Raw genomic sequence first — 16217 nt, 5'->3', positions numbered from 1 at the left:
GGGGTTGGGAGGGCATCTTTAATTTTTTCACGTTTACGTCTTAATGTATAGGAGAGAAATGTGATACAAAGACGATTTACAACACTTCTGGTGTTCGCTGCTTTGCTCATGCCATTGAGCGATGCCAGTGCACAATGGATCGGAAGGATGTGGGGGTCCTGGCCCAGTATCGACTATTTTGTCGTCATGAATTCCCCGGGTGGACGAGCGACGGGCGTCACCAATCCCGATGTCCGTACTGTAAATGCGCAGGTGATGGACGGGTGGTGGCAGTTTGCCATAGAAGATTTTAATGTTCCTTCCTATTTTGAACCATTTCAGGGCGACCAGCCCGAGTTGTTGGGCAAGCCATTTACAAAATTTGTAAATGACTATAAGGAAGACGCGCGAGATTTTACGCGCACGCATTTTGAACTCGGCGATGGTCTTACGCCAAAAATTTATCGCAACCAGCCGCCAACTGTTACGCAGGATGGCGTGAATTTGTCGCAGACGCTGTGGACAATTTTTCCCGATCGCCTCGATCAGGTGATCCCAGATCTGACTGCCGATCTGTTAATCCCCCTCGAAGTGGGGTATGCGGGTGGTATCACGGAGCGGCGCAGGCTCTATGCCTGGCAAAGTCCAGAGCAGGATGAGATGTTTATTCTGATCCGGAGTTATGGCCGTCCCGATCCGCCCAATGTCCCCGACGCAAGAGTAGGCGCGCGCGGGTCTGCGCCGAGTCCCGAGTCGAGCACGGCCAATCCGGTGTTTGAGAACCTTTATATCGGGCAAAACGCGTATATCCAGAGAGGCGGTGGGCAAGGTCCGGCCGGCGAGGTGCGGGATGAGGGCGCAGTAGAAGTTGGATCTCGCCACCGCACGGCAAATCTCGGCGCGCTCGGCGAATGGGATGAGCTTTATTTTTACGACGACGAGCAAAAGCTCTTCTATGCGCGAGACGCCGATTCAGCCAACAAAGCTGGATATCGCCCGGATGGCGATGATCGCGGCGAACCCGCACCTGCTGAAGGTCACGGGGCTCTCGAACTGGCCAAGGCAGCGCGGATCTCGTCTGGCGAGTTTTTAGAGTCCGAATACAAGGGCAAGGTCTGGCTCTACGTCTCGCAAAATCCCACGACTTTTGAAGATTTGTCCGATGGGAATAACTGGTTTATCAACGACCCGAACTCTGAAACTTCTCAACCCCGTCTGATAAAGCGCGTCGATGGTTCCAACTGGGTCTCTACAGATGGAAATGCCCGCGCCGAGGTCTATGACTTTATCGTGGAACCGGGGACAACGCGCGATCAACGCATTTTCCAGAGTGACGCCCCCGACCACCAACCCACGTCTGTCGATATGTGGGCATTTCAGATGACCTGGGGACCGTGGGATCTGAAACCCGGGGAGTGGGTTCATATCGTAGAAGCCTGGGTCATAGCTGGCCCGCATACAGATGAGAACAAGCGCGTTGGCGCGCAGTGGGCCAATGGTTCGATTTCTTTTGATCAGAAAGAGGCTTTTCTCAATAGCGGACAGGATTCGCTGATGAAGGGCGTGGAACTGGCGCGACAGGCCTGGGCAAATCGCCGCACGGTTAACGGCACAGTGCAGGGCAAGGAAGTGTCGTGGCCCATCGGGATGGCGCCGAGTCTTCCCCTCGGTCCGTCGTGGCCTTCCAATGTGGCTTACAAATCGGGTCCCGCGCAAAATGAGGTCGAATGGTCAGCGGTTTCCGATGCCGTGGGCTACAATCTCTACAAGATGGTCGGTCATCAAACCAATTTGCCCGACCCGCCAATACCGGTCAATGGCAATACGCTCATTACGGGAACCAGCCATATCGACACAGATGTCGTGCGCGGTGAGCGGTATTTCTACGCGGTTACGGCCGTGGATGCCGATGGGCAAGAGAGCAGTATTTTTGCCACGCGCGGTCTCGGCAATGGCGTGAGTCCATTTTCGGCTCCTGTCAACGATCTGACAAGCGTTCGCGTCGTGCCCAATCCCTATAGTATTTTGGGTGGCGATTTGTCGGCAGGCGGTTTGAACTTCACGGGGCAGCCCAACAAGTTGCTCTTTGTGAATCTGCCCGCTCGAGCCATTATCCGGATCTTTACGCTTCAGGGCGATCTGGTCACGCGGCTCGATCACGTTTCCGGTTCGGGCGACGAGGAGTGGCCGCTGATGGCAAATGACAACAACCAGTTCATTGTCAGTGGCGTGTACGTAGCGCATATTACCAATCCCGACACGGGCGAAACCGATATCGAGAAGTTCGTGGTTATTCGGTAGCTCGCATTCAGACGAGGAGGCTGTTGTGAAATTACATAATATTATCTGGGTCTGTCTGCTGGCGTTCGTCCTTTCCGGCGTGCAGGCCAATGCTCAATTTGAAGATCCCCGGGTTCTCGGCGGCGAAAAGATTCGCGATCTGGAACCCATTTATCCAAATCAGGAAGAAGTCAGACCTTCTGGCGTGAAAGCCGCGCAGAGCGGTTTTGTGTTTCTCGGATTTTCCACAGATGCGCGGCGAGCCGCGATGGCCGATGCGGGCGCAGGTCTGATCGGCGATGCGTCGGGTGCGGTGTTTCTAAACCCGGGGTTGCTGGGTTTTGTACACGAACGGCAGGCGTTTTTTACCCATGCCCAATGGATTTTTGAGACAAATCACCAGGTTGCTGGCGCAGTTTTCAAATTTCCAAATGCACCGGGTACCTTTGGCGTGGGCTTTATCACGCACAGCGCTGGTGAGATCAATGGTACCAAAATCAATCCCGATCCCGCCAGTGTGGGATTCACCGAGACGGGTACATTTACCACGACGAATTACGCCCTGTCCGCAGGCTGGGGTTTTCAGATTACCGATCGATTTTCAGTAGGGGCAATGGCGCGTTTCGCCCATCAGGGGTTGGGATCGAGTGAGGTCTTTATCGCCGGTAGTCGGCAAACGCAGTCGAATGATCTCAATGCTTTTGCCGTGGATATCGGGACCTACTTCAATACGGGATTCCGGAATATGGTGATTGCTATGAGTGTGCGGAATTTCAGTCCGGGAGGGGAGTCTCAGTTTCAGCGCGAGCATTTCGAGTTGCCCCGGTCATTCCGCCTGGGTTTTGTCTTCGATATGATTTCGCTGTTTGGCCGAATCCCTGTGCCGCATCATCTGAATCTGGTCACTGAGATCCATAGTCCGATAGATTTCGACGAGCGCACGCTTGTGGGTGTAGAATATCGGTTTAAGCAGGCGACCTCTGCGATGGGTTTTTCCCTACGCGGTGGGTATAAGAACAACCACGATCTGGAAGATTATTCGTTCGGTGCCGGTATTGATTACAAAACCGAGGCCGGGAAAGGCGTTCGCCTCGATTATGCGTTCAAGCATTTCAATACGTCTTTCACCGATCCCGTGCAGATGGTGAGTGCCGCGATTAGTTTCTGATTAACCCTTAAACTAAAAAACGGCGGTGGATTTATTTCCATCGCCGTTTTTGTTTTTTGTGTTGTTTCGTTTATACCAACCCGCCTTTAACTGCAATTTTAATTGTGTCTTTGCCGTCGAGATGGTATCCGCTGTGCAGGGCGTTGAATCCTTCGGCTACGCGGTCAATGGGTATGGTGTGGCTGACGAGGTCGGCAAAGGCGTATTCGTTTCGCTCGAGGATGGGGAGTGCGCGCACAAAGTGTTCGGGGGTGCTTGCCCACACGGCTTCGAGGCGCATGTTGCGGCGCATAAACATCTGGTTGGGGTTGCAGTCAAAAGACCCCACATCGACAAAATGGCCCATGGCGACATAAGTGCCGCTGTGCCGCAGGAATGTGACGCCTTCGGGAATGGCGGGCAAAAATCCCGCGCATTCAAAGACGACATCGGCGCCTGCGCCTCGGGGCGTATTTTCGCGCACAATTTTCGTGCGTTCTTCAGGGTCGGGTATATCGGCAATGTCGATGGTGAGGTCTGCGCCGAGGCGCTCCGCCAGTTCCAGACGCCCTTTGGGTCCGCCGACCATGATGAGCCGGCCCGCACCGCTGACTTTGGCGGCGACGAGTGTGAGCAGGCCAATGGCTCCCGATCCCTGCACGACGACGGTGTCGCCAAATTGCAAGCCGGAACGCATTGCGCCGTGTACGCCAATGGTAAAAGGCTCGGTGATGACCGCAACTTCGGCGGGCATATCGGTTTTGAGCACGACTGAATCGGGGTTCCACAGGTAGATGTATTCGCCAAAGCCGCCCCGCAAATAGGGGGCTTCTTCGGCTTGTATAAAACCGTATGCACCCTTATTTGTGCCAGGTGCGAAGAGGACCCGATCTCCGGGCGCGATGGGATTGCCCAGATAATCGGTTTCTACACCGGATCCCAGGCTGTCGATGATGCCGACATTTTCGTGGCCGAGAATGATCTCACCCCGCAATCGCTGATATTCCCAGTTGTGCAGGTCTGTGCCGCAGATGCCAGCGAGTTCTTGTTTGAGTAAAATTGATCCCGGTTCTGGATCGGGAACGGGATATTCGCGTATTTCAAATTTTTCGCCGCTCATCACTGCGGCGCGTCCGATGCGAGACATAACAAGCTCCTTGGGTTATGAATTTTTTGAGAATAATCTGAGGTCTGCGTCAACCATTTCTTTTACGAGGCCTTCAAAGTCTATGTCGTAAGTCCAGTTGAGTTTGTCTTTGGCTTTGGTGCAATCGCCGATGAGCAGATCGACTTCTGCCGGGCGCAAGAATCGCGGATCGATCTGCACGTGTTCCCGATAGTCGAGGCCGACGTGTGAGAAGGCGATTTCGCAAAATTCGCGCACCGAATGGGTCTCACCGGTTGCGATGACATAGTCGTCGGGCGCGTCTTGTTGGAGCATGATCCACATGGCTTTGACGTATTCGCGGGCGTGTCCCCAGTCGCGTTTGGCGTCGAGGTTGCCGAGCGAGAGGTGGCCGATTTGCCCGAGCTTGATGCGCGCGACGTGTGAGGTGATTTTGCGGGTGACAAACTCAAATCCCCGACGAGGGGATTCGTGGTTGAACAAGATGCCGCTGGCGGCGTACAGGCCATAAGCTTCTCGATAGTTGCGGGTGAGGTCAAATCCCGCGACTTTGGAGATGCCGTAGGGCGAGCGCGGATGAAAGCGCGTGATTTCCGTTTGGGGCACTTCTTCGGCTTTGCCAAACATTTCGCTCGATCCGGCAAAGTAGAATCGGCATTCGGGCACGAGTTCATTGAGGGCTTCGAGGACATAGTGCGTGCCGTTGATGTTGATATTGAGTGTTGAGAATGCATCTTTGAAAGAGGTATCGACAAAGCTTTGCGCTGCGAGGTGGTAACACTCGTCGGGGCGAATGATGCGCACGACATTGTAGATGCTGGGAAAGCTTTCGAGCGATGCGGGATGGAGTTCCACTTTGTGTTGCAAGTGGGTGATGCGTCCGAGCCTGTGTTCGGGGTCTTCGAGAGCCACGCGCCTGACAATGCCGTGTACTTCGTAGCCCTTATCGAGCAGGAGTTCTGCCAGATAAGAACCGTCTTGTCCCGTGATGCCGGTGATCAATGCCTTCTTTGCCATGAGAGTCCTTTCGAAAATGCGGCACGCGTGCCAGCGCAACAATTAATGGGGAATACGAAGGTACGTCAAGTCAATACATGCGTGTTTTTAAAAAGTTCATGGCTTCTCAGTAAGAGCCATTGACAGTCGGGATTCTTTTAGATATTTTAAATTAAGTGCCGGGGTAGAACCTTTCAGGAGGAGATGCTATGAAATACTGGCTGATGTGTACGGTTGCCGGGCTGTTGGCTCTGGGCGCACCTGCCCAGGCCGATGTGGTTGGTGAAGAAGAAAAGACAGGTGAAGGCGAGGTCAATATAGGTCCTATTCGCGCGGGGCAATTGGAAGTGACGCCGATTATGTCTGTGCGGTTTTCAGGCAGTAGTCTGTTCTATCGCGCTGGGGTCCAAGTGGCTTATTCGATTAGCCGATGGCACCAAATTGGGGGGTCTTTTATTGCGGGCAACAGGCAATACGACCGGCGCGCAGGTCTCGATTCTCCTAATCGGGATGATCTAACGCAAGTGCTGGACAATGCAACAATAGATGCCCGGGGGCGTTATATGACGGTGGATGACGGGTTTGGGTCTTCGGTGTCGGGTTTTTATCGGTTGAATATTCCCATCCAGATTAAAAAGCGCACCTTTCCGTTTGTAGAAGCCTTTGCCGCACGCGATTTTTGGGGATGGGGCAATGTCAGCGAATTGGGCGGTGGTGTAGGTACGCGCCAGGTGCTGTCAAAATACACGGCTTTGACTGCGATGTATGGGTATTCGGTCTTATTTGCCGGGGAAGATCGCATCAAACGCCATTTTGTGAAGGGTGGCGTATCGGTGTTCTTTAGATAAAGTCGGATACTGCTGAAAATAGACTGCTCCCGATCTTGAAAGAGGTCGGGAGTTTTTTGTTTATCGCTTCTCGACCATTGCTCATTGTTCCCCGCTGTGTATTTTTATATATTGGGATACCTAAAATTTCTCAATTATAGAAGGACATAGGAGGAAATATTATAAGATGGCACTTGGGGAGGGAATAGTTGATCGCGATGCACTCGCCGCGCGGGAAGGTGTGACTGCGCGGTCAATCATTTTGGGTCTGGCACTCGCGTTGCTGGTGATTGGGTGGAATACTTATGTCGAATATATCGCCCACACCGCGCGTATGAATATCACGCATTTTCCAATCGCGTTGTTCGCGCCTTATGTGGTGTTGACTTTGGGCAATGCAATCGCGCGTCGATGGCAGGCCCCATGGGCATTGACGAGTACCGAAGTATGGACGATTCTGGCGATGGGTTTGGTGGGGGCTGCTGTTCCCGCCTTTGGGCTGACGAGTTATTTTTTGGGCATGATTTCCATTCCCTATTATCTCGCCACGCCAGAGAATCAGTGGGGAAGTTATTTTCACCAGTATTTGCCCAACTGGTTGATTCCCTCCAATGAAGGCGGGGCCATGCAGTGGTTGTTTGAGGGCCTACCCAGTCCGGACATGCCCATTCCCTGGGGTGTTTGGTTTGTGCCTTTGTTTGGCTGGATGACGTTTATTGCAGCCATTGTGGTGGGGTGCATTTGTCTGGCGGTGATGTTGCGCAAGCAATGGGCAGAACACGAGCGGTTGGCGTATCCCATTTTGCACCCGGCAGGTGATCTGGCCGAAGCAGAGCACAGAGTACCGCTTTTGAAGAATAAGTTCTTCCTTTTTGGCGCTGCCATTCCATTTCTCATCCTGTCCTGGAATATTATCAGTTATTTTTCACCCGGATTTCCGGTTATCAGTCTGGGACCGGGGTGGATGCCTATGGGCGTGTATTTCCCGCGCATTCATGTGCGGTTTAATTTTTATACTGTGGGTTTTGCCTATTTTGCCAACCTGGATGTGTTGTTTTCCATCTGGGTATTTTATTTGTTTTACTGCGTGCAGGTCATGTTTTACAGGCGCGTGGGGATTAATCTGAGCAATAAAGGTAGTGCTGCAGATGCGACGACCTCGCTACAAGCTGGGGGTGCATTTGTGGCGATGGTTTTATTTGGGTTGTGGATGGCGAGGTTTCACATTCGCGATGTGTTTGTCAAAGCATTTCGCGGAGATCGACAGATCGATGATTCAGACGAGATGCTTTCATATCGCGCGTGTGCATTTGGCCTGCTGCTTAGTCTGATTTTTCTGATTTTCTGGTTTCAGGCTGTGGGCATTAGCTGGGCTGTTGCGATTGCTCTTACGCTGGGTATTTTTATTACTTATCTGGGCACGGCGCGGGTGATTGCAGAGACCGGTGTGATTTATTTTAGCATGCCGATGACGCCCAATGGCCTCTTGCCCTTTATTTTTGGGCCCAAATCATTTGATGCTTCAACGCTGACGGCATTGCGCCTGGTTGATTCGGTGCGCTCACAGAGCAAAGCGATGTTTATGCCCCCGCTCGTGCATGCGGCGCGCATTGCAGATATGGCGGGAAGAAATAAGAAGCGGCTCATTTTGGGCATTGGACTGACGCTCGTGATCGGCATTGGTGCTGCAATTGCCTATTCGCTTTATCTGGGCTATTTGCACGGGGCTTATAATTTTAACGATTTTCCGTTCACGCGCTATCCGCCGCGAACCTACGATGGGCTGGTCAAGGCCCTGAAGGGCGAAGAAAAATGGGAGAGCGAGCGTCCTTTGTTTTTGCTGTTGGGTATTGGCATTTTTGCCGTGGTGAGTCTGATGCGCTACCGCTTTACCTGGTGGCCCCTCGCGCCCATTGGCATGGTCGTGCCGCTGACGCATGCCGTGCATTCAGTTTTTTCTGTTTTTATGGCATGGGGCATCAAATCGATCATTTTACGCATAGGCGGCGTGGATCTCTATCGGCGTTTGCGTCCCTTATTTTTAGGGCTACTCGTAGGCCATGCTCTGGGTGTGCTTCTGTCGTTTTTTGTCGATCAGATATGGTTTCCCGGCCAGGGCCATCGCACGCATTCATGGTGAGAAAGTGAATACCTATTTTCAAGTATCTGTGGTGTTGCCGCGGGCAAAGGTTGAGGTTGTGTCTGCCAAGTTGTTCGAGCTGGGCTGTTGTGGTGTGGTGGAAGAGGATATAAGCGATGGGGTTCGGCTGACGGCGTATTTTGAGGCGGCAGAAAATAAAGCGGAGATAGAACAGGCTCTCGTGCCCTGTGAATGCCGCTTTGAACCCGTGCCCGATACGGATTGGACACTGGGGTGGCGTTCTTTTTTTCAGCCTGTTTATCCCTCCCCTCGCATGGTAATTTGTCCACCGTGGGACAGGGTGCCCGACCCTCCGGGTGGTTTTACTATCGCGATTGACCCTCAAATGGCGTTTGGCACCGGGCATCACGAGACAACGCGCCTGGCGCTTTTGGGTTTAGAGAAGAGGATAATATCAGGGGATCGGGTGCTGGATGTTGGTACGGGATCGGGGATTTTGAGCATTGCGGCTGTGAAGTTGGGCGCGGCTGAAGTAGTGGCTGTGGATATTGAAGGATCTGCGATTGAGAATGCCCGAGCCAACTGTGTTTTGAATGATGTGGATGCACAGGTGGTTTTGATGCAGTGTTCTGTCGATAGGGTATCGGGGATTTTTGATGTGGTAGTTGCAAATATCATCAGCAGTATTTTATTTCCGCTCATTCCAGAATTGGCAAAGCGACTGCATCCCGAAGGGTGCGCGATTTTGGGAGGGAATTTGGATCGCGAGCGCGAAGCGCTTTGCACGGTACTGGATAGGAGCGATCTGGTGCTTGACGAGATGCTCGACGATGGCGAATGGCTGTGTGCGATTGTGCATAAATCCCGATAGGATAAACTGTGAACCAGATTGTTAAGGATCGCATCTATGCTTTTTTAGAGCAGCGCGATACGGGTGTACACGCAGAGGTACTGGCTTCTGAGGCACTGGGTTTACACGGCGCACGCGGTGCCGTAGCCGGTCAAGTGGTGCGTGCAGCTATTGATGATGATCCCCGGTTTGTATGTGATCGCAGTGGACTGTGGTATTTAAGACCTCCGGGACAGGGTAAGACCCTGCGGGAGGTTTCTTTTTTTTGTTTTGGGCTGATCCCGTCTGCGGATGCCGAGGTTTATGTGCTTGCAGGACGCAAAGTGCAGATGGGGGGGCGCGAGACGCTGTTTCCCGCGGTTCAGGTTCGCATGGATGCGCGGGAAGAGATATTGGTTTCTTATGCGGAAGAAGTACGAGATGCGATTCCCGTGGGATTTCAATGGCCCAGGATGAAGAGAGATTTGAACAGATTGTGTCTCCTGATGACGGGCAAAGATGTCGTGGATTCCGGGATTTGCCTGTTTCGTTTGGGGCGGCATTTCTTTCCCGATGTCCGTTTGCATTCTGTCGAGGATCTGGCTTCTGCTATGGGACTGTCCTTTGTGTCAGATCGCGGGGCTGAAGGAGAGGCGAGTTTGCAGGCCGATGTTTTGTTGCATCTTTTGGAAAGGTGTGAAGAGGAGGGTCTTAATACTATTGAATCTGTGACTGCCGCGCTGTACCCGGATCCTATTTCCATAAATTTTGATGCGTATACTTTTGACGAGGTATTTTTAAGCGCGTTGCCCGAGTTGCCCGGGGTTTATATTATGCGGGATCGCGAGGGAGGCGTGATTTATGTGGGCAAGGCGGTGAATTTGCGAAGGCGCGTGGGCAGTTATTTTGCCAGAAGATCGGAGCGACCAGAAAAGACGCAGCAGATTTTGAATCGGATATGGTCCATGGAAGTTGAGACGGTGGGATCTGAGCTTGAGGCGCTCCTGCTTGAGGCGAAACTGATCGCACTGTGCCAGCCCGAGTTTAATACGCAACTCGATGTACACAAGCGCGATGTGGAATTGGGTAATTTAAAAAATATAGTGCTGATTCTGCCATCGGCTGAGCCGGAATGTGTTGAGCTGTTTTGTGTTGTGGATAGTACGTCTTTCGCTCAGGTGCGAGCGCGCAAAGATCTGTGGAATTGGGAGGCGGTAGAGCGTACGCTGCACGAGTTCTACTTTTTCGCGGAATTGGAATCAGACCTTGTAACGGGTGACGCTTTTGAAATTTTGAAAAGCTGGATGGTCGCAAAACGCGATGCGATAAATTGGGTGGATATGGATCGTTCGGGCAGTTCCGACAATGCGTTGCGGATTGTGCGGGAATACGTGCAACAATGCGAGGATGAGGATTGGGAGAAAATTTCCTGGCGGGTGTAGGGGCTTATCCGCCCTGATAATTTTTTAGATGGAATTATGGATTTAAAATTTGTACAAAACTTGTTCCGTGATGGGGCTCACGGGATAGGGATAGCGACGATATTGATCTTTGTATTTTCGAGTCTTGCCGATAGCAAAACGCAAGACGAACTGCTCGCCGAGAAATTTTCTCCAATTTTGATTTTGGCAGAAGAACCAGAGAACCCAGGCCGCAGAGTAATATTCCCAGAACCCGTAGAAATCATGGGCGCGAAATCCGCTTCTAATCTTTGGTTTTCAGTGAAAGTCTATGGCCGAACAACGGAAGGGAAATACGATCAAGGGGATATCGGAAATTACAAATATTCAGATGTAATAAAAGCGTTTCCCAAATTCAATGCGCTTCCCAAAGTCGATTTTTCAAAAAATGAATTTGCTTTTTTACCCAAAGAATTCATTTATCGGGATACGATATTGTTAGACGTCTTAAAAGTGTTGGAAACCCGTTCTGTCCAAGCAGGTCCTGTACAGGCAGCAATCCAAATAGATCCTATACAGAAAGGTTCTGCAAAGATAAGTTCTATAGAGATAGCACAAATAGCACAGGTAGATTCGGCTCTTTTTTTTGATCCACATTTTGACTATCCCGGCAATAAGGAAAAAGGCTCTGACACGGAAAACTGGTATCATTATTATGAAAATACTACTCACCCCCGCGCTGGAAAGCATTTTAAGAATACAGCATACGCGCATATTTTTCAGATTGAGAGCAGCGTTCCCGCATATCATGACAAATTTACAATACGGTATTATTACTTTTATCCTTTTAATGATTGGAAAAATAACCACGAAGGGGATTGGTCGTTCATTGATGTCATTATAACAGGCAGAGATACCGCTAAGGCGGAGCTTTTTGGCGTGAATTACTCGTTTCACGGTGACAGGTTAAGTTATATAAAAAAGGGCGGCAGAAAATTCAATCCTCAGAAAGAATTCGCACCCGCAGAAGGTGGTAGCCACCCCGTCGTTTATATCGGGGCGGGGTCCCATGGCAGTTTTCCAACCGGTGGTGATTATCCTCGAAGAGTATGGTTTATTGATCTTACGGAACATCTGACAAACCGTGGGATTGTCTTGAGTACTGTGGTTGATGAGAACACAAATCCCGATCTCGCACAATATTATGATTTGGTGCTTTTGCCCACGCCCGATAGAAATAACGCCCATAATATGGGGTTGTCAGCAGACATGAGTTGGTTGGGGGCCGAAGTAAGATGGGGCGAACTCGAAGTGGATTCGCCTTTGGATTGGCTACCGATAACTGCGATTGTCCAAAATAAATCTCCTGAGGGACCGTTTCACAAAAGCAACTGGAATAAATTTGAAACCGGCAGTTATGACAGTAAAAAGATTCCTCATACCGAGTTTCACCACTACCCTATTCTTCAAGCGGTTACCTGGCGAGATACCATTGACCTCATGGGTGATATTGTGGTGTATCCTGGCGCGACCTTGACGATTGAGGCGGGAACGGTGATCCGCGCGTATCCCAATATAGATATTCACGATATAGAGGATATCTCGCGAGTCGATATTGTGAACTACGGAACGATAAATGCCGATGCGTCAGGAGGGCAGCAAATCGCATTTGAAGGTCAAATAACTGAGCATTCATCTCGACCAAAAGCCGGTGATTGGTATGGCATCCGCAATTACGGCACCGCGACCTTGAAAAATTGTAAAATTCAACATTCCGTGGTCGGTTTGGAGGGCAATGGTATCGAGATACTGGATCAGGTGATCCTGGCGAATAATAGCAAGAATAATACGCCTCATAATCCGTGCGATTTTAATGGCGATGGGGCGGTGAATTTTGACGACTTTTTGTTATTTGTTGCGGTTTATGGGAAAAGTTTATCAGACGAAGGCTTTGACGGTCGCATGGACTTGAATGGCGATGGCACCATTAATTTTGCCGATTTCCTCATCTTTGTTAGTTGCTATCCCTGAGACCGATCTTTAGCCTCTACTTTCCCAAAGACTTTAGACCGTGTCCTGTGAGGGGAGCGACGACGATTTCGTCTTTTTGAGATGGATATTTCACAAACGCTGCAATGGCCGTGGCCGAGGTGGGTTCGATGTAAAAGCCCATTTCGGCCATTAGTTTTTGGGCGTTGCGCGTTTCGTCATCGTCAACGGTGAGGATGTCGCCCCCTGTTTTTTTAATGCACTGGACGATCTGCGCTGCGCGGGCGGGTTCTGCAATGGCGATGCCTTCGGCGATGGTCGCAGAGGGTTTGCCCGTCCAGGTGGGCGCGAGAGGGGCGCAATGGGCGGATTGAACGGCGATGAGTTTGGGCAGATGGGTGATCAAATTTTGTTTGAGAAGGTCCGTGAATCCGATGTAAGCACCGATCAGCAGTGTTCCATTTCCCGTTGGTATGATGAGTGTGTCTGGCGCGTTGAAATTACGTTGTTCCCAGATTTCATAGGCATAAGTTTTGGTGCCGTGAAAGAAGAAGGGACTCCAGACATGGCTTGCATAAAAGTGTTTTTGCGCTGCGTCTTGAACCGCATGCGCGGTGTCTTCCCGCGATCCCGGGATTTTGTACAGGTTTGCGCCATAGCTCTGGATTTGCGCGAGTTTTGCCGCTGATGTGCTGTCGGGAACGTAGATGTCACAGGCAATTCCCGCACGCGCTGCATAAGCCGCGACAGCTGCGCCGGCATTGCCCGACGAATCTTCGACCATGTGGTGAACGCCGAGTGCTTTTGCATGGCTGATCAAAACTGTTGCGCCGCGGTCTTTGTACGAGCCGGATGGAAACAGGTAGTCCTGTTTTACGAGGAGGGATTTGCCAGCGATGGTTACGGGTGTTAGCGGTGTGAACCCTTCATCAAGGGTGACGATATTGGTGTGGTCTTCGATGGGAATGGCTTCGCGGTAGCGCCATAGAGTCGGCGGGCGGTGGGGAAGTGCGTCAACGCAAAGTTCGGCCTCAAAGTGGAGGTCAAAGAGGCCACCGCAGGTGCAGCGCCACTGCAAGGTGTTGGCGCTACAGGTTTTTCCACAGATTTGGCATAGCAGGTGTGTCATACTATTCGTCTATTTCTCGTGGAGGTTGTACGCCATCGTCCAGTGGGAATATAGGGCGTTGGCATTGGGTAAAGGGCAGGGATTTTAAGTTGGCACTGGTGGAGCCGGGTGCGTCAACAGGTACGATTCGGGCGGCAATTTCTTCGAAGTGAACCCGAAAGCCATTGGGCGATTTGCACACGACCAGATCAAAGTCTCGTGGGTCGAGGCCGCGCGCTTCAAAGACTTTGCGGTCCATAATACTGACCGGGCGCGTGGTCGCCATGATGCTGCAAGTCCCGGCCTGGAGCACAGCCGTGTTGCCGGCATGTCCCGATGTGCCCGTGCCTGTGATATATGCTCCATCGGTGAGCAGTTGGATATAGACTTCGCATTCAATGGGAGAAAAACGCGCTTTGTCAATGGCACCGCCAATGGGTATGGTTATGGTGGCACCTACACCTGCGTTAAAGGCCGCTTCAACAGCCGGGGGATCGACAATGGGCAGGAGTGCACTGCCCTGGTAATTGTGTTCAAACAGGCCCTTGAGAATGGCATTGCTATCGCCTGATGCGCCCGAAGATGTGGCATCGGCAGCGTCGGAAAAGACGGTGAGGCCCCGGGTTTCTTCAGCCAGGCGAATGGCGTCTGGAATCGCAGTGAGTGGCGCGGTGAAATGGTCGCGATTGTCCCACATGTATTGGGCGATGCGTTTGGCTTCGCGTTGTGCGCGTTTGGGATCGTTGTCGGTAAAGACAATGACGTTGGAGCGCAGGTCGGGTACATCTGTGAAGGGATTGCCGATATAGACCCCGCTACCCAGGCCCCCTTCGGAATTTTCTATTTCCTGACACCAGCGGATGGTCTGACCAAATCGTCCGGTTTTAGTGATGAGTTCGTCGCCTCGCACAAGCATGGGCAATCGGATATGTGCGACGGTGGGTTTGACATTGCCATCGAGAAGGGCGAGCAGGTTGCGCGCCCCCCGTTGTCCGGTTTCGTACATGTCGATGTGTGGATACGTGTGAAAGGGAACCATAATGTCGGATTGTTCGATGAGGCGGTCGGTGATGATGCCGTGTAGATCATAGGTGGTGACAATGGGCACATCGCCGAGGATGTTGCGGATTTTGGTGAGGACATGTCCTTCGGGATCGACTTCGGTTTCGCCAGCCATTGCGCCGTGAAAGACCATGAGCATTCCGTCTGCGGGTGCGTTGTTGCGAATGCCTGTGAGCAGTTCTTCCATGAGCTTGTCGAGGTCCGCGTCGGCGACTGGCCCGCCGGATACAGATGATGCTGAATAGATGGGTACTAAGTCGATGTCTGTGCGTTCGGCAAAGATGTCGAGCGCGCCGGCGATTTCGGTATTGCTGCCCCGCAGTGCGAGGAGTTCATCACCAAATAGCACGTCGAACATATCGTAGGGCGTGCGCGCGGGGTTAAAGCTGGATGTTTCTTGTTTGAAGGCTGCGAGTAGAATTTTCATTTTTTCTCCTGTTTGCATATTCTCAATAATAATCCTGGATGGATTGCAGCGTTCGCCTCACAGTATAGGGATCAACGCGCTCTGCGCCGGAAAATCCGCGGCTGGCCGACTGCGCGGCTTCGAGCCTTTTATAGCGCACTTCCATTGCCAGGGGAGATGAAAATGCAAAGGGTTTTATCGCGTTCCGCCTGGTTACGGCGTTCTGGATCGTTTCATAGATTTCATTTACCACCCGTTTGGGGTGTTTGCTTACCGCGCAATTCCATCCCATCCCTTGTTTGGTTGTGACTGTGACAACGCCGGGGAAAAAACACTCGGCTTCCGCGGTTCCCTTGTCGTCACTCGAGGCAAAAATGACGGGCACCCCTCGCTCTCCCGCAACAGCCGCGTCTATGGCCATCTCTCCCACTTCTCGTCCGTTGATCTTGATCCATTGATATGTTGCGGAACTGAAGGTATGACACATCACGCCATCAACTGTATTGTCCATGGCGTGATAGCCGACAAACGCTACGCCATCAAATGATTCGTCCATGCCGGGAAATCGGTGTTCAAATCCCACGCCGAGCGCGATATCACACCGCTCGTCCAGGAGGTCGTAATTCAGATTCAAGCTCCCGCCGTGATTATCCCATACAATTACCTGTTCTGCACCGGCTGCAAATAATCCGCGGACAGCCGCATCCGCTTCTCGCGTGGCCTGTAATTTGGCGAACTCTAAATTTCGAGAAGAGTTCAGGGACGCGCCCGGTGATCCCACGCCACAGGCTACGCCTTCGCAATCGACAGCGACGACAAATTTCATTGGTACCTCCTTTTTTCTTCCTTCTTGACAGTTTTTAGAGCTTTGTGTATTTTTCGCATGGAACGAGAATAGTATTTTTTTATATCTTAGAGCCATCCTAGCTCAGCTGGTAGAGCACCTGATTTGTAATCAGGAGGTCGG

12 protein-coding genes are annotated in these 16217 nt (G+C 51.7%); 7 read left to right on the top strand and 5 right to left on the bottom strand.

From position 1 onward, the window contains the following. The first annotated feature begins 60 nt into the window (after positions 1-60). Together F4Y39_01490 and F4Y39_01485 are read left to right on the top strand one after the other, a co-directional pair. A complete protein-coding gene (locus tag F4Y39_01490; protein ID MYC12379.1) occupies positions 61-2280 on the top strand; it encodes a hypothetical protein in 2220 nt (739 codons plus the stop codon). Then, positions 2222-3427 (top strand): PorV/PorQ family protein, encoded by a 1206-nt coding sequence (locus F4Y39_01485; GenBank protein ID MYC12378.1) that lies wholly within the window; start codon positions 2222-2224, stop codon positions 3425-3427. The genes F4Y39_01490 and F4Y39_01485 overlap by 59 nt, the downstream gene beginning before the upstream one ends. Before the next feature lie 70 nt (positions 3428-3497). Here the strand turns inward: F4Y39_01485 and F4Y39_01480 are convergent, their stop codons facing one another. Then, positions 3498-4553, bottom strand: a complete 1056-nt coding sequence (locus F4Y39_01480) for a zinc-binding dehydrogenase (GenBank protein MYC12377.1) — start codon at positions 4551-4553, stop codon at positions 3498-3500. Positions 4554-4568: 15 nt separating this feature from the next. Next, entirely contained in the window at positions 4569-5549 is a 981-nt protein-coding gene (locus F4Y39_01475) for a GDP-mannose 4,6-dehydratase (GenBank protein MYC12376.1), read from the bottom strand. A 188-nt stretch (positions 5550-5737) separates the two neighbouring features. Between F4Y39_01475 and F4Y39_01470 the strand changes: the two genes are divergently transcribed. The 5 genes from F4Y39_01470 (at position 5738) to F4Y39_01450 (ending at position 12716) form a co-directional block, all read left to right on the top strand. Continuing rightward, a complete protein-coding gene (locus F4Y39_01470) occupies positions 5738-6376 on the top strand; it encodes a hypothetical protein (protein ID MYC12375.1) in 639 nt (212 codons plus the stop codon). A gap of 166 nt (positions 6377-6542) precedes the next feature. After that, the gene (locus F4Y39_01465; protein ID MYC12374.1) at positions 6543-8495 is read left to right on the top strand and encodes a hypothetical protein; all 1953 of its coding nucleotides are present in this window, start codon (positions 6543-6545) and stop codon (positions 8493-8495) included. Continuing rightward, positions 8416-9327, top strand: a complete 912-nt coding sequence (locus F4Y39_01460) for a 50S ribosomal protein L11 methyltransferase (GenBank protein ID MYC12373.1) — start codon at positions 8416-8418, stop codon at positions 9325-9327. Before F4Y39_01465 ends, F4Y39_01460 begins: the two co-directional genes overlap by 80 nt. 8 nt (positions 9328-9335) lie before the next feature. After that, positions 9336-10727, top strand: a complete 1392-nt coding sequence (locus tag F4Y39_01455) for a hypothetical protein (GenBank protein ID MYC12372.1) — start codon at positions 9336-9338, stop codon at positions 10725-10727. 36 nt (positions 10728-10763) lie between these two features. Next, the gene (locus F4Y39_01450; protein MYC12371.1) at positions 10764-12716 is read left to right on the top strand and encodes a hypothetical protein; all 1953 of its coding nucleotides are present in this window, start codon (positions 10764-10766) and stop codon (positions 12714-12716) included. Between the two features lie 16 nt (positions 12717-12732). Here F4Y39_01450 and F4Y39_01445 read toward each other — a convergent pair whose 3' ends face one another. Genes F4Y39_01445 through F4Y39_01435 form a run of 3 tightly spaced genes read right to left on the bottom strand, consistent with a single transcriptional unit; the run spans position 12733 to position 16076 of the window. Next, positions 12733-13803 (bottom strand): pyridoxal-phosphate dependent enzyme, encoded by a 1071-nt coding sequence (locus tag F4Y39_01445; GenBank protein ID MYC12370.1) that lies wholly within the window; start codon positions 13801-13803, stop codon positions 12733-12735. 1 nt (position 13804) lies between these two features. Next, the gene (locus F4Y39_01440; GenBank protein ID MYC12369.1) at positions 13805-15289 is read right to left on the bottom strand and encodes a M81 family metallopeptidase; all 1485 of its coding nucleotides are present in this window, start codon (positions 15287-15289) and stop codon (positions 13805-13807) included. Positions 15290-15293: 4 nt separating this feature from the next. Then, positions 15294-16076 carry a M55 family metallopeptidase gene (locus tag F4Y39_01435; GenBank protein MYC12368.1) on the bottom strand — a complete coding sequence of 261 codons (783 nt, stop codon included), beginning with the start codon at positions 16074-16076 and terminating at the stop codon, positions 15294-15296. Between the last annotated feature and the right edge of the window lie 141 nt (positions 16077-16217).

Source organism: Gemmatimonadota bacterium (assembly GCA_009838845.1).
Lineage (GTDB): Bacteria > Latescibacterota > UBA2968 > UBA2968 > UBA2968 > VXRD01.
Note: the sequence above shows the minus strand (reverse complement) of the source record. Positions and strands in the feature narration are given on the sequence as shown.